Annotated in this window: 13 protein-coding genes and 1 pseudogene; 7 read left to right on the top strand and 7 right to left on the bottom strand. The window is 45.4% G+C overall.

The window, feature by feature from the left end; translation table 11 throughout:
• Positions 1-475 precede the first annotated feature (475 nt).
• Complete coding sequence (locus tag J7I80_RS01770) at positions 476-1,708, bottom strand: aminopeptidase (protein WP_214735704.1); 1,233 nt, start codon at positions 1,706-1,708, stop codon at positions 476-478.
• 211 nt (positions 1,709-1,919) lie between these two features.
• On the opposite strand from J7I80_RS01770, the gene J7I80_RS01765 reads away from it, so the two are divergent.
• A complete protein-coding gene (locus tag J7I80_RS01765) occupies positions 1,920-2,315 on the top strand; it encodes a hypothetical protein (RefSeq protein WP_214735703.1) in 396 nt (131 codons plus the stop codon).
• Between the two features lie 243 nt (positions 2,316-2,558).
• On the opposite strand, the gene J7I80_RS01760 is transcribed toward J7I80_RS01765, so the two are convergent.
• Positions 2,559-3,827 (bottom strand): MDR family MFS transporter, encoded by a 1,269-nt coding sequence (locus J7I80_RS01760; RefSeq protein ID WP_214735702.1) that lies wholly within the window; start codon positions 3,825-3,827, stop codon positions 2,559-2,561.
• A 336-nt stretch (positions 3,828-4,163) separates the two neighbouring features.
• Positions 4,164-6,260 carry a DNA topoisomerase III gene (locus J7I80_RS01755; RefSeq protein ID WP_214735701.1) on the bottom strand — a complete coding sequence of 699 codons (2,097 nt, stop codon included), beginning with the start codon at positions 6,258-6,260 and terminating at the stop codon, positions 4,164-4,166.
• Positions 6,261-6,345: 85 nt separating this feature from the next.
• On the opposite strand from J7I80_RS01755, the pseudogene J7I80_RS01750 reads away from it, so the two are divergent.
• Both J7I80_RS01750 and J7I80_RS01745 read left to right on the top strand, forming a co-directional pair.
• Positions 6,346-6,777 (top strand): annotated as a pseudogene (locus J7I80_RS01750) (NUDIX hydrolase); the annotation flags it as partial.
• 54 nt (positions 6,778-6,831) lie between these two features.
• Positions 6,832-7,251 carry a GNAT family N-acetyltransferase gene (locus J7I80_RS01745; protein WP_214735749.1) on the top strand — a complete coding sequence of 140 codons (420 nt, stop codon included), beginning with the start codon at positions 6,832-6,834 and terminating at the stop codon, positions 7,249-7,251.
• Positions 7,252-7,298: 47 nt separating this feature from the next.
• Here J7I80_RS01745 and J7I80_RS01740 read toward each other — a convergent pair whose 3' ends face one another.
• Positions 7,299-7,616: a YbjQ family protein gene (locus J7I80_RS01740; RefSeq protein WP_214735700.1), complete on the bottom strand. Its 318-nt coding sequence runs from the start codon at positions 7,614-7,616 to the stop codon at positions 7,299-7,301.
• A gap of 126 nt (positions 7,617-7,742) precedes the next feature.
• Positions 7,743-7,907 carry a hypothetical protein gene (locus J7I80_RS01735; RefSeq protein ID WP_214735699.1) on the bottom strand — a complete coding sequence of 55 codons (165 nt, stop codon included), beginning with the start codon at positions 7,905-7,907 and terminating at the stop codon, positions 7,743-7,745.
• Between the two features lie 114 nt (positions 7,908-8,021).
• Here J7I80_RS01735 and J7I80_RS01725 point away from each other — a divergent pair, with 114 nt between their 5' ends.
• The 3 genes from J7I80_RS01725 to cydB all read left to right on the top strand — a co-directional run bounded on the left by J7I80_RS01725 (position 8,022) and on the right by cydB (position 11,236).
• Positions 8,022-8,633 (top strand): peroxiredoxin, encoded by a 612-nt coding sequence (locus J7I80_RS01725; protein ID WP_251027529.1) that lies wholly within the window; start codon positions 8,022-8,024, stop codon positions 8,631-8,633.
• 232 nt (positions 8,634-8,865) lie between these two features.
• The gene (locus J7I80_RS01720; RefSeq protein ID WP_214735697.1) at positions 8,866-10,218 is read left to right on the top strand and encodes a cytochrome ubiquinol oxidase subunit I; all 1,353 of its coding nucleotides are present in this window, start codon (positions 8,866-8,868) and stop codon (positions 10,216-10,218) included.
• A complete protein-coding gene (gene cydB / locus J7I80_RS01715; RefSeq protein ID WP_214735696.1) occupies positions 10,208-11,236 on the top strand; it encodes a cytochrome d ubiquinol oxidase subunit II in 1,029 nt (342 codons plus the stop codon). The genes J7I80_RS01720 and cydB overlap by 11 nt, the downstream gene beginning before the upstream one ends.
• 320 nt (positions 11,237-11,556) lie before the next feature.
• Here cydB and J7I80_RS01710 read toward each other — a convergent pair whose 3' ends face one another.
• Complete coding sequence (locus J7I80_RS01710) at positions 11,557-13,371, bottom strand: solute:sodium symporter family transporter (protein WP_214735695.1); 1,815 nt, start codon at positions 13,369-13,371, stop codon at positions 11,557-11,559.
• 191 nt (positions 13,372-13,562) lie between these two features.
• Between J7I80_RS01710 and J7I80_RS01705 the strand changes: the two genes are divergently transcribed.
• Complete coding sequence (locus J7I80_RS01705) at positions 13,563-13,925, top strand: DnaJ family domain-containing protein (RefSeq protein WP_251027528.1); 363 nt, start codon at positions 13,563-13,565, stop codon at positions 13,923-13,925.
• A gap of 77 nt (positions 13,926-14,002) precedes the next feature.
• Here the strand turns inward: J7I80_RS01705 and J7I80_RS23705 are convergent, their stop codons facing one another.
• Positions 14,003-14,707: a methyl-accepting chemotaxis protein gene (locus J7I80_RS23705; protein WP_251027539.1), complete on the bottom strand. Its 705-nt coding sequence runs from the start codon at positions 14,705-14,707 to the stop codon at positions 14,003-14,005.
• Positions 14,708-14,899: the final 192 nt, after the last annotated feature.

Here is a 14,899-nt window from a genome sequence, read left to right as displayed (position 1 = left end):
CAATATATCTAATGTTATATGTAATGATTGCTTGGTAACTTCATTATAGCACAGTGATATCTGGTGCATAAGGGAAAAGGAAGTTTATATTTTGGTTAATGTAGTTTCGAAACGAACTAGCAGGCAGCAGAAACTGGGCAAGTAAGGAGAAGGGGTGGACATGGTGGCAGAGTTAATTCTGGACTAAAACAGGTTTGGTTGCTAAAGCAGAAAAGCTGTCAAGAAAACGAAGGAATTAAGACAGGTTTGAGTACGAAAGCAGAAAAGCTGTCAAAATAACGCCTGAATTAAGACAGGTTTGAGGAGGTTAGAGTAAAAGTTGTCAGAAGTAAAGCCAAGTTCGGACGGGTTGGAGAGGAAAAGAGCAAGAACTGTCAGGAGCAGGTCTCACTTCTGTAATTGAGATTTCCCGAACACGTAAAAAAACAGCCGAACAGAGTGAAATGTCCGGCTGTTTGCTTATACATTTCCAATCTTACAAAGCCCAGTCTCCATTGCGGAACACTGGCTCAGCAGATCCATCTGCTGTGATGCCGTCGATGTCCATTTTATCGGAACCGATCATGAAGTCTACGTGCGTGATGCTTTCGTTCAGGCCGTTTTCAGCCAGTTCTTCTGAAGACATCGTCTTGCCGCCTTCTACGCAGAATGCGTAAGCACTTCCGATTGCGAAGTGGTTTGACGCGTTTTCATCAAACAATGTGTTGAAGAATAATACATTTGATTGAGAAATCGGCGAGTTGAATGGTACAAGGGCAACCTCACCAAGATAGTGTGAACCTTCATCAGTCGCCACGAGCTGCTTCAGGATTTCTTCGCCTTCTTCTGCTTCAACGCCGACGATTTTTCCATTTTCAAAAGTGAGCTTAAAGTTGTCGATGATGTTTCCCCCGTAGCTAAGCGGCTTAGTGCTTGAAACATACCCGTTCACGCCAGTTTTCAACGGAACTGAGAAGACTTCTTCAGTCGGCATATTTGCCATGAACTCGTGTCCTTGCTCGTTCACGCTGCCAGCGCCAACCCAAATGTGCTTCTCAGGAAGCTCGACTGTCAGGTCTGTACCTGGTGCTTTATAGTGAAGCTTCTTGTAACGCTTGCTGTTCAGGTAATCAACCTTTTTATGAAGAGAAGCATCATGATCTTTCCATGCAGCAACCGGATCTTGTGTATCCACACGGACTGCTTTGAAAATTGCATCCCAAAGCTTCTGCACAGCTGTTTCCGCAGTTTCCTCAGGGAACACCATTTTTGCCCATCCTTCAGAAGGAGCGGCAATGACTGTCCAGCTTACTTTATCGGACTGTATGTATTTACGGTATTTTGAAAGTGCGGTACCAGCGGCTTTTTGGAAGTTGGCGATGCGCTCAGACTTCACACCTTTCAATAAGTCAGGACTAGAAGAAACGATTGACATGAAAGCAGCGCCGTTCTCTGCAAGGTCTTCTACTTCGCGTGCGCGCCATTCAGGATATTCCGCAAACGCCTCATCTGGTGCAAGGTCGTACTTCGTCCTGTTCACAACATCATCATTCCAGTTTACTACAACATTTTTAGCGCCGGCTTCGTACGCTTTTTTCACAACAAGACGGACAAACTCTGCAGAGTCAATCGTTGTATTGATGACAAGCGTTTGGTCCTTCTGGATGTTAACGCCAACCTTGACAGCAAGGTCCGCATATTTTTCTAAATTGGTTTGAAAGTCACTCATTTATTTCGCTCCTTTTCTGAATCTTCTTTTACATTGTAACTATTTTATAGGAAAAAAGAAACTTAAGTCATTCGACTTAACTAGACATTATAGCGCCGGAAATGGACGCTCTTTACCTGTCTAAAATTGCTAGCCTATCAAACTAGCATCAAGGCAGCAGCGTAGGGTAAAATAGAGCGGTATAAAAAGGGGTATAGGAGGTTACTAAGAGATGAAATTTGATGTAGTTTTATTGCGGTTATCAGCGATCTATGCTTTCATTGGGGCATTCCTCGGTTCGCATATGGCTGGTGCCGGCAGTTATGCCATCCGCCCGGTCCATGCACATATACTGGTTGTTGGCTGGCTTAGTCTGTTTGCTTTCTCAAGTTACTACCGTTCTTATGTCGTGCCCAGAACTTCAAAACTAGCATTATTTCATGTCTGGACAGCAATCATTGGGAGCTTCGGCTTGACTCTGGGCATGTGGCTTTATAACGTGAAACCATTCCCGCTGCCAGAAACTTTCACCATGGTGTTTTATATCGTCGGCGGATCAACTTTGCTTCTCAGCTTCCTGCTATTTGTGTTCATGACCTTTAAATATAGCGAGGCAAAGGTGAAATAATAAATAAAAATCCATGCAGAATCCGCTTCTGCATGGATTTTTTATGTGTTTGGAATTTTTAATAGACTTCATCATACTATGTTTGTACTTTCTAATTAATATATTGGCTAAAATCCAAATATATCGACCACTTTTTGCGATATATCAGCGAAAATCCAAATATATCGACCACATTTTGAAATATATCGACCAACTTACTAATTCATTCATACTAAAATCCGTATTTCAATTTAATAATTTCGCTCAAACACCGGCAGCCTTCTTACTGTCATACATCCGGAACATCACCCAGAACAGTACCGCGCTCAAAATGGCGAGAATGCTGAGGATGGTGAACGTCCAGCCGTAACCGATCCAGACAGTGAGCGGGATGCTGATCGGTGCAATCGTCCTGCCTATCGTATATCGCAATGAAGCGGCGGCAAAATACTGGCCGCGCATTTGTTCAGGTGCCAGGTTGGAAATGAAGGTTTGCTGCAGCCCGGCTGTCATCAGCTCAGCCAACGTGAACACAGCCATTGCTGCAATTAAGCCCCAAATCCAATTTGTCGCACCGAACATCAAAATCGCCACAGCATAAATGAGCGAAGACAATACAAACACGTTTCGTTCGCGGAAACGGGTCACCCATCTTGTTACAACGACAGTAAAGAGGGCTACCAGCAAGCCATTTTCAGAAAGAATCAATCCGAAAGCCTGCTCGCCATTGACGGTGAATACCTTGCTGCCAAGTTCAAGCACGGTTTGATTATGCACTGTATCCTTTGTGTAAACAGGGAATAGCAAATCAAGCTGCATGAATGTTTGCGCCGCTAAAATCCCTGCGATAATGAACATGAGAAAAACCTTATCCTGGATAATGACCTTGTAATCAGCGATCTGCTCTTTAAGGAAGTCATACCATTTCCCATTTTCCGCACGTGCCTGCCTTGCTGAAGCAGGTACTGTTTCACGCGTCCATTTTGCGAGGACTAGCGCAAGCAGGATGGAGATGATTGCGACCGCTATCATCAATTCAAACCGGTACTTGACATAAAAAATGGCTCCGAGAATCGGGCCGACAACAACAGCAATATTGATCTGCGTATAAAAAATCGCGAATACACTGCTGCGGTCTTTTTCAGGGACCACGTCCGCAACCATCGCCTGGCTGGCCGGCCAGTAAATAGAGCCGAACATCCCGACGAGCGTAAAGCAGATGAACCCGAGCAGCGGCGAGGTGAACCATGGTGAAACCGCATAGGCAAAAACAAGAAAGGCAATTCCCTGGCCAAAAGCTGAAATCACCATCATCCGTTTGCGCCCGAACCGGTCGGCGGTATACCCGCCCATCAAATTGGCGAATACCGAAAAGACCTGGGATAAGACGAGCAGGAAGCCCGCGTTGCCCTTCCCGAAACTTTCCGCAAAATAAATCGTTAAAAACGGGAAAAACATCCAAAATGTTATATTCATTAAAGCCTCGCCAAACAAGCGAATCTTCAAGTTTCGATCCCAATCCCTAATCCTCATGATGTTACTCCTTTTATCTAAAAGCTGTTTTCGCATTGAGTGTTGCTTTTCGTACATATACTAAAATCTCGCTAAAAAAGGTGTCGGGGCTCTTTCCGAGGAGACCTCTGAATCAAGATTGCTTTAGTACTCGTAAAAACCAGATGCCGGTTTTTACTTTTGGTTGAGAGAGCAACAAGGTTTGCGAAAAGAGCCTATATCTTTGAATGACAACCAACGAATATCATACTACTCCCAAGGAATTTTTTACAAGTTTAATCTTCAATAGTTTGCGTTTAACATGCTATCGATTAAAAAAAGCGGCACGAGGGCCGCTTTAGGTATTACTATAGAGTTTTAATCTTTATCTTCCATTGCTGCCTTCAGCAAGTCTCCGAGGCTGGTGCCGAAGTTTTCCTGGGATGGCGAGTATTTTTCCTTCAGCTTGCGTTCCTCACGCTTGGATACGCCTTTATTCTTTCTATCCTCTGCCTTTTCAACGACATTGCAGCGGCGGCACTGGAAGTAGGCGCCTGCCTTGCCGTTGTGGATTTCCATTCGTTTATGGCACTGAGGACAGCGTCTTTGTGAAAGCTTTGGATCCTTATGCTTGCGGAAGCCGCACTCGGGGCTTGAGCAGACAAGGATGCGTCCTTCCTTTGTCTTGCGTTCCTTCATGAATTCACCGCACTCAGGACATTTCGAGCCTGTCAGGTTATGGGCGCGGTAGGTTTTATCGCTCGTCTTGATTTCGGAAACAAGGCGCGCCGTCTGTTCACGGATCCGTTTCTTGAACGCCTTCGGATCGCCTTTTCCGCGGGCGATTTCTTCAAGCTCCTTTTCCCATTTTGCCGTCAGTTCAGGAGAAGTCAGTTCATCATTCACCAGGTCGATGAGTTGCTTGCCTTTTTTCGTTGGATACAGGCGGCCGTTCTGTCTTTCCACGACCTCTGACGATATGATACGCTCAATGATCTCCGCACGCGTTGCCGGAGTGCCGAGCCCGAATTTCTCCATTTTTGCCAGGATATCCGATTCTGACAATCGAAGCGGCGGTTCGGTCATTTTTTTATTCATGCTAATCTGGCCAACTGAGTAGCTCTTGCCTTTTTCAAGATGGCCCAAAGATTGTGTACCTGCATCATCCTCGTCTTTCCCGAGTACCTTTTTAAAGCCGATTTCCATGATGTTCGTTTCCCGAGCTGACAGTGATTCCCCTTCGACATCGAAATTAGCATGGATTACTTCATACTGATAAGCCGGGTAAAATAAAGCCAGGAATCGGCGGACGATCAAATCATACAGCTTCCGTTCATCCGGTGATAAATCGGCAAGGTGAAGCCGCTCCTCTGTCGGAATGATCGCATGGTGGTCGGTTACTTTTTCATTATTGAATACCCGGCGCGCCTGAACTTTTCCTTTTTGGGCAAGGGCAGGCTTCGCTTCGTCACGATAGCCGGACATGATTCCCTGCAGGCGGTCCGCCATTGTCGCTTCCATATCGGTCGTCAAATAGCGCGAGTCCGTACGCGGATAGGTGACGAGCTTATGCTGTTCATACAATCCCTGCAGGACATTGGATGTTTTCTTTGCCGAAAAGCCAAAACGCTTATTGGCGTCACGCTGCAGTTCCGTCAGGTCATAAGGAAGCGGCTGAGGTTCTGATTTTTGTTTGCGGTCCAGCGATTGCAGCAAAGCCTTCTTATTGGTTAGCTTCTTTTGAATTTGTTCTGCTTTTTCCTTTGAAAATATCCGTTTTTCGCCATTATGCTCCCATTCAGCATTCAAAGAGCCGACCTTCGCCTGGAGTGTCCAGTATTCCTTAGGCACGAACTTATTGATTTCATCCTCGCGCTCCAGAACCATGGCGAGTGTTGGTGTCTGGACACGGCCAGCAGATAAAGGGTCCTTGAATTTCGTTGTCAATGCCCTTGAAACATTCAAACCAATCAGCCAGTCAGCCTCTGCACGGCAGACAGCAGATTCATACAAATCCTCATACTGCTTGCCAGGCTTGAGGTTTTTAAAACCGTCCTTGATGGCGCGGTCCGTCTGTGAGGAAATCCACAATCGCTTGATTGGTTTCTTCCAGTTGATGCGCTGGAGAATCCACCTGGCGACCAGCTCACCCTCACGACCGGCGTCGGTTGCGATAATGAATTCACCGACATCCTTGCGTTCAGCAAGGTGTTCAATGGCTTTGTATTGGTGGCTCGTCTGCTTGATCACCTTCAATCCCATTTTATCCGGGATGATCGGCAGCTCCTCAAGCTTCCAAACCTTATATTTTGGGTCGTAATTCTCAGGCATTTTCAATTCAATCAAATGGCCGAGCGCCCAGGTGACGATATATTGATTTCCTTCGAAATAGCTTTTATGACTTTTATTGCAGCCAAGTACACGCGCGAGTTCACGGGCAACACTTGGTTTTTCTGCAAGTACTAATGATTTCATGATTGCTCCTTTCAAAACACAACAATTTTACGTATGCTTTACTTAGTATAAATGAAATAGGAGATTTTTTGTAATGGGGGAGACCATGAGCGACTATATTAAAGAAATCCGCGCACTTATTGGCAGCAGGCCTCTCATTCTGGTCGGTTCCGCTGTGCTTGTTTTCAATAGGGAATATGAAGTATTGCTGCAGCTAAGGACTGATACAGGCAGGTGGGGAATTCCGGGAGGGGCGATGGAGCCTGGAGAAAGCTTTCAGGAAACGGCACGCAGGGAATTACTCGAGGAAACAGGTCTGCATTTAAAAAGGCTGAAATTTTTAGAAATGGTTGCCGGGGAAGAATACTATTTCCGATATCCTAATGGCGATGAGATATATAATGCGATCGCTTTGTATGCCTGCGAGTATTGGGAAGGCGAGCTGAAGATGAATGATGGGGAGAGCAAGGACCTGCGCTTTTTCCCGTTAAACAGCCTGCCTTCGTTAACAGAAAGGCAAAAGCTGATTATAAACAAAATAAAAGACAGCGGATTCTTGCCTGAATTCAGGCATATCAATCTTAATGTTATTATGGAGTGTGCCGAGGTGCTGGAGCTGCAGAGAAAATCATACAAAATAGAAGCAGATCTAATCGGCACAGATGAAATCCCGCCGTTAAAGGAAACATTCGAGCAGCTTCAGGATTGTGGAGAAACCTTCATTGGCTATTATATGGAAGGCAGGCTTGCTGGGGCGCTCTCTTTTAAGAAAGAAGGGAAAGTTATCGATATCCATCGGATGATGGTTCACCCTGACTTTTTCCGCAGAGGTATTGCCAAAAAGCTGATTTTTCAATTAGAACAGATTGGATACTCAGAGATGCTCGTTTCAACAGGTGCAGACAACAAGCCGGCAACAAAGCTTTATGAAAAACTAGGCTTCAAGCGGCAGAATGACTCAGTTGTAGGCAACGGACTTGTACTTGCCCATTTTAAAAAACGACAAGGTTAATTCAAAGCATGAAGAAGGGCCTGGCACTCTGCCTGGCCCTTAACCTTTTATTCTTTAATATAAACCGCAGTACCTGTAGCGATGCACATCATCATGCCTTCCCGCAATGTTTCAAAATCGAGGTCGACACCAATTATGGCGTTTGCACCCAGGCGGCGGGCTTTATCTTCCATTTCTCGAATCGCAATTTCGCGGCCCTCGGCAAGCTTGTTCTCATAGGCCGAACTTCTGCCGCCAATCACATCGGTAACACTTGCAAGGAAGTCGCGCACGACATTGGCTCCCATAATTGCTTCCCCAGAAACTATCCCTAGATATTTCTCAATTTCCCTGTCCTGCAAAGTCGAAGTTGTAGTTACGATCATATTATTTCCTCCTCCAAATCTTGTTTTTCTGTTAAAAAACTGTGAATAACTACTTATACGATTCCCTCTGGAAAAAGTTTCAATAAAAAAAGAACCCGGCTATTATTTGCCAGGTCCAGCCATTATTTATGCTTCGTCTTCCTCTACACGGTTTTTGAACGCCTCCTGGACGACTAGGAATTCCTCATCTTCCTGCGCCTCTGTTTCAGGACGCTTTGGTTTTAAGGCGCCTGAGGGCAGGTCTCCTGGATGGCCTTTTTTCTTGTGGTTGAACCCTTTGCCTCTGCTCATTCATGAACCCTCCTTTCTTGTTCAATCTAGTTTTTCCTGTTGGAACCTGAAATATAAGAAATCAGCTGCATATGATTGTATAGATACAAATTTAAATAAAGGAGGGCGGCTGCAATGGAGGAAAAATTGTACGCTGAGGATTTGGTTGAATGTCCGACTGTTTTTTGTGCGAACCGGGATGACCAGGCCCCGCTTTTTACAGCTGATGCATTGATCAATGGTGACATAAAGAAGATTAACCTTGAGGATTATCGGGGAAAGTGGGTCATCTTATTTTTCTACCCAAGTAATTTTACCTTTGTTTGACCGACAGAGCTGGCGGCGGTCGCCGCTGTATACCCTTATATAAAAGCGCTGGGTGCTGAATTGCTGGCAATCAGCACTGACAGTGTTTATTCACACAAGGCTTTTAAAGAGACTTCTCCTTCTTTGAAAAATGTTACGTATCCAATGGTAAGCGACAGGACGCAGGTAATCAGCCGTGCATATAGAATCCTGGATGAAACAACAGGGGCCTGCTTCAGGACTTCAGTTTTCATCGACCCCGGTGGCATTATCAGAGCGAAGCTTACTTATCCCGGAAATGTCGGCCGCAACCTTCCTGAGCACGTAAGGATGCTGCAGGCTTTCGAGTATGCAAAACAAACAGGAAAAGGTGTGCCGGCGAACTGGGTGCCGGGCCAGCAAGGAGTCAGTACAGACCCATCAAATATAGGAAATATTTAATGCGTGCAGGTCCTGATAATCAGGGCCTGTTTTTATGTCAAGCTCCAGCGCTTGTCGGGACTGACCAAGGCGATACGTTATTCTTGTTTGTCTGTGACCAGCATCACAATTGATGGATAAAAATGTCACAATTTCTCAACAAAAATCTTCGATATCACTCACAAAGTTTTTTTAAAATAGAATTGAGATTATGTTAAAAAATTCACAAACAATAAATAAGGAGGTATCAAAGATGGATGAGGTCCTGATATTAAGCCGGATCCAGTTTGCTGTGACTGTTTTTTATCATTTTTTATTTGTCCCATTAACGATTGGTTTAGTCATTCTCGTTGCCATCATGGAGACAAAGTATGCACGCACCCTGGACCAGACATATAAGCGAATGGCGGATTATTGGGGAAAACTGTTCGCGATCAACTTTGTGCTTGGTGTGATTACCGGCATTACGATGGAATTTCAGTTTGGCACGAACTGTTCAGAATACTCGAAGTATATGGGCGATATTTTCGGGTCGCCGCTCGCGATTGAAGCTCTGGTCGCCTTTTTCCTTGAATCCACCTTCATGGGCATCTGGCTGTTCGGAAAGGATAAGTTTACACCAAAACTGCGGGCATTTTCGATCTGGATGGTCGCTCTCGGTACGAATATTTCCGCTCTCTGGATCATTACTGCCAATGGCTTCATGCAAAACCCGGTCGGCTATGTCCTTAACAATGGCCGAGTCGAATTGAACAGCTTCCGGGAGCTCGTCACTAATCCTTATGCCTGGTATATGTTTGTACACACTGTTGTAAGTGCCTATATTGTGGGGGCGTTTTTCATGATGGCCATCAGTGCTTACCACCTGCTCAGGAAAAACGAAACGGCATTTTATAAAAAGTCATTCAAGTACGGTCTTGCCATGGCCTTGTTTTCTGCGACTCTCACACCAATCATCGGGCACCAGTCCGGTGTTTTCGCTGCTAAAATGCAGCCGGCAAAAGGAGCGGCTATGGAGGCAGTCTGGGAGACACAAAAGGACATGCCATTCCATCTTATCCAGATTCCCGATCAGGAAAACGAGCGCAATGCTTTTGAGGCAATCAGCATTCCGAAATTGGGTAGCTTCTTCTACACCAACTCCTTTGATGGGAAAGTCACTGGTTTGAAAGACATTCCCAAGGATGAACGGCCTAACGTGGAACTGGTCTTTTACGCGTTCAGGGTAATGGTCGCTCTAGGAGTCTTTTTCCTGGCTGTTTCCTGGTACGGCTTGTACCTTTATCGGAAAAACAAACTGGAGAACTCACCAAAATACTTGAAACTGGTCCTATATTCTGTACTGCTGCCGTATCTGGCGATTAATGCCGGCTGGATGGTAGCAGAGGCGGGACGACAGCCATGGGTTGTGTACGGATTGATGAAGACATCTGAGGGTGTGTCGCCAATCGCGTTGTCCCAGGTGATCTTCTCCTTGGCAGCTCTCGTCATTTTTTACACAGTTTTATTGATAGCAGATGTCTATTTGATCATCAAGTATGCGAAAAAAGGTCCGGAATCAGAGGTTAAATATGGCCTTGGAGGAGGCGTGAAACATGTCTCATGATACACTTGCAATCATTTGGTTTGGTTTGTGGGGATTGATTTGGACGGTTTATTTTATCCTCGATGGATACACCCTTGGGACCGGGATGCTGTTCCCGTTCATCGCTAAAAACCGCCAGGAGCGTAACCAGCTCCAGGAGGCGGTCGGACCTTTCTGGGGCGGGAATGAGGTCTGGCTGATAACAGCTGGAGGAGCGACATTTGCGGCCTTCCCGGCTGTCTACGCGGACATGTTCAGCTTTTTGTATACGCCGTTGTTCCTGGTGCTGATTGCTTTGTTCATTCGGGCCATCGGACTTGAATTCATGCATAAGGACGACAACCCGCTATGGCAGGCAGCGTGTAAATGGGGCTTCTTCACCGGCAGCTTTTTGATCGCCTTCTTATTCGGTGTCACCTTCGCCAATCTGTACCGTGGATTATTGATCGGTGCCAATGGCTATGAAGGCAATTTGTTCAGCTTGTTGAATGGTTATGGCATTTTGGGAGGATTGCTGTTTGTCTCATTGTTCCTTCTGTCTGGTTCATTATGGATTCAGCTGAAGACAGCAGGGCAAACCGCAGTCCGAGCATACAAAATATCACGGATAATGGCTGGCATGGCTCCGGCGATGCTGTCGCTGTTCTTTCTGGCGACAGTGAACAGGACGCCATTGCTGGATAATTACTCACAGCAACCGATCCTCTGGACTGTGCCGGTAATCGCACTGGCTGCGATGCTCGCGGCAGTCTACTTTATTTTTAAAAAGAAAATCGGCTATGCCTTTACCGCTGTCTGCTTGACGATTTTCACAAAAATGGCCTTCGGCTTCGTAGGGATGTTCCCGAACATGCTGCCATCAAGAATAGACAATGCCTACAGCGTGACACTTTTTGATGCTGCAGGCAGCAAGCTCAACCTGACCATTATGTTCGTCGTTGCAGTCATTTTCGTGCCAATTATCATTGCCTACCAGTCCTGGAGCTACACACTTTTCAAGGATAAAATATTAAAGGAAAGCGCAAAGGGATATCAATAAGGAAAGGCGTCTGGGTGACCAGACGCTTATTAATTATGTGGAACGGGTTGCCAGCGGGGAGAGTTTCAAGATGGCAAATAAGAAGTGGATAATAGACATTTCCAGAGCCTCGAGATCTTATAATGTCTATTGGAAAGGATTTAAATAGACATTTCAGGCAAGGAGCAGCCTCGAAATGTCTAATAAAAGAGGTTTAATGGACATTTCAGGTAAGGAAAGGCTACGAAATGTCTATTAGCTATTCTCCCCGGGTTTAATACGAATTGACCTGCTTAAATAATAGAGACCTACCAGCACAATGATAGGTCTCAAAATACAAATTAATACTCTGTGGTGGTCGGTTTAAGCTTGGGTCTGTCCAATGCTTTTCCCTTGTTTGCTTTAATCGGATTTTCTGTCATGAGATAGCCGGCATAAGCTTTGTTCCATTTTTTGATTGCCAGATAAGATAGTAAGGCTGTAATCGCAAGTATACCAGAGATGATTGGCCAAAATGCTGCAGAAACATAACCCCCATCGTACGCTAATCCAATTGGCGAGAAGACGACATACAAGATTGCAACAAGCGCCAGCAGGACAACAGATACAGGCAACGAATATTTCCATGGTACCATGTCGACTGCTGCCTCGGAGCGGAAAGTATATGGCTTTGCTGTTGGTTTCCACAATCCGATAGCGATCATGATTGCCACTTCAACGACAAACAAGATTGCGTAAATGTGGATAAAATGAATTGGTACAGCAAAATCGAACAGATGCTGCGTACCCCAAACGAGCATATAGTAAGTGATTACATGGAAGATGATTACGACTTTGGCTGCAAGTGCTGGTACTCTTTTTGTGAAAATCCCGACAAGCAAGATGACGATGATTGGTATATTGAAAAAGCCTGTGAACCTTCTGATTAAATCCCATAATCCTTCCGGTGCGTTCATCAGCAGCGGGGCGATACATAGGGAAACAACTGCGAGAAGTGTACCGGCGATTTTGCTGATAGAAATCAATTTTTGATCATCTGCTTCAGGGTTGAAGCGTGCTTTATAAATATCAAGTGCGAACATCGTTGCTGCACTGTTTAATAATGAGTTGAATGAACTTAATACTGCGCCAAGCAGGACAGCCAGGAAGAAGCCGGACATCCAGGTTGGCAATACATCAGAAATCAACGCTGGATAAGCCAGGTCTACTGACTTCAGTCCATCTCCGTACATATGGAAGGCAATGACCCCGGGAATCATCATCGTCAGCGGCACTAGCAGTTTATAGAATCCGGAAATCAAAACGCCTTTTTGGCCTTCTGCCAGGTTTTTTGCCCCAAGTGTACGCTGGATGACATATTGGTTTGAAGCCCAGTAGAATAAGTTAGCAAAAATCATCCCGGTAAAAATGGTGCCGAATGGAACGGAATCCTGCTTTGTTCCAATCGAGTTCATTTTTTCAGGGTTCGTGGTTGCGATTTGCTTCATCCCATCTCCGATATTGCCATCGCCAAGTGCAATCAGGCCCAGTATTGGGACAAGAAGGCCAATGATAATCAGGCCAATCCCATTCAATGTATCTGAAATCGCAACAGCCTTGAGTCCGCCGAAAATCGCATAGATGGCACCGATAATCCCAATGAGCCAGATGACAATCCAGACAGATGCTTCATAAGAGATGCCGAACAGCTCAGGAAAGTTGAAAAGCTGCAATACGGCAAGCGCTCCTGAATAGAGCATTGAAGGCGCGGTAACAAGAATGTATCCAAGCATAAACAGAAGAACACTGTACTGTCGGACACCTTCATCATATCGCTTGCTCAGAAATTCCGGCAGTGTTGTGAAATTGCCGCGAAGATACTTTGGCAGCAAATAGATGGCCATGATGATGATGGCAAAAGCAGCTGTCACTTCCCATGCCATGTTGGAAAGATTGGTACGGTAGGCTTGTCCATTCAGCCCGACCAATTGTTCTGCCGAAAGATTCGTGAGAAGAAGGGAACCGGCAATGAATCCGCCTGTCAAACCGCGGCCGGCAAGGAAATATCCAGCTGAATCGCTGACTTCTCCTTTCGTCTTTACATATGAATACCATGCGACCAGCCCCATGAAAAAGGCGGCAGTAATAAGAGTAAATCCTATACCCCCAAAAATCATCTTGTCGACACCCCTTGATGTGTAATTATTTTACATACTAAATAACCTGCTTGCTAACTCTTTAAACCTTTAGCGTGATAAAATAATCTCTTTTACCAAATTTTAAAATTAGAAAAAAATGGATTAAAATAATATAATGATAGTAGAAATACTAAAATTGGAGTACTGGAGTGGTTCAGGTGGATTTTTCCATGGTGGTGTCGGAGGATCGAATCAAGCGTGCATATAAGGACGGAGAGTTTGAAAACTTGCCTGGTTTCGGCAAGCCTTTGAATCTGGAAGATATGTCAGCTGTGCCAGAGGATCTGAGAATGGCCTACAAGATGCTGAAAAATGCCGGATTCTCTCCGGAAGAACAGAGGCTCAGGCAGGAAGTGATGTCCATCGAGGACCTGATTCGCAACTGTGAAAATCCTGATGAGAAAAACAAACTGAACCAGGAACTTAGTCAGAAGCTTCTAAGGTACAATAAAATCATGTCCAGCCGGGGAGCTAAAACAAATTCCTCCCTGTTTAAAAATTACGAGCGGAAGATTGAAAAGAAATTACTATAAAAAAGGGGCCAGGCGGAGAAATCCAGCCTGGCCCTTTTGTTATTAGGCGTCTGTGTCCGTTGAAATGGACAAGACGCTTAGGCGCCTAGTGATTTAATTTTTTCAGCAGCGGTTGCTGTTTGGCTGACATAAGCAGCGATTGTCTGATTATCGTCGTTCAAAGTTTCAATTGTTGCGTTCATTTCTTCCAGGCCTGCTGTTGCCTGTTCGATGATGGCCGCAAGTTCACGTGTTGAGGCTTCGACATCGCCTGTCTGGTTTTTAACATCACTGACAGTCAATTCAAATTGGCTGAATTGGTTCGTCAGTTCACGAAGGGTGCTGCTGACTTCTGTGAAGAAACCGGAAACCTCTCCGACTGCGGAACGGCTCTCTGCCAGCTTTTCGCTGCTGTCGTTCATTTTTTCCAGAGCGGCTGAGTTTGTTTCATTAACAGAAGTAAGGTTTTCGGTAATCTGGATTGCTGTTTCTTTCGTCATTTCCGCCAGCTTGCGGATTTCGTTGGCAACAACCGAGAAGCCTTTGCCTGCCTCACCGGCGCGAGCAGCTTCAATCGATGCATTGAGCGCAAGCAGATTCGTTTGCTCTGTTATGTTGCGGATGTTGACGATGAATCCGTTCGTTTCCTCTATCTTCTTCGTGAGCATGGAGAATGTCTGGCTGAGTTCGGAGATTGAAGCAGCCAGCTCTTTCATGTCGCCCTGGAGCTCGGTGAGTTTCACGGAGCCGCTCTCGGATGCTTTAGCAGCCTGCAAAGTATTGTCAGAGAGCAGGACGGACATATCGGACATTTCATCCATTCTTTGCTTTGTCAGTTCTGCATTTTCGGAAATTTGGTTGATCTGTTCCGTCTGAACCTGGCTTCCGGCAGAAATTTCATTTACAGCGATTTTCATTTCTGTTTGCGAAGACAGATGGGTCTGGATTTGTTCATTAATCTTACCAAGGCTTTCAGTAACGACAAGAAGTTCACC

Source organism: Bacillus sp. ISL-41 (assembly GCF_018613235.1).
Lineage (GTDB): Bacteria > Bacillota > Bacilli > Bacillales > Cytobacillaceae > Mesobacillus.
This window is presented reverse-complemented; position numbering and strand designations above follow the sequence as displayed.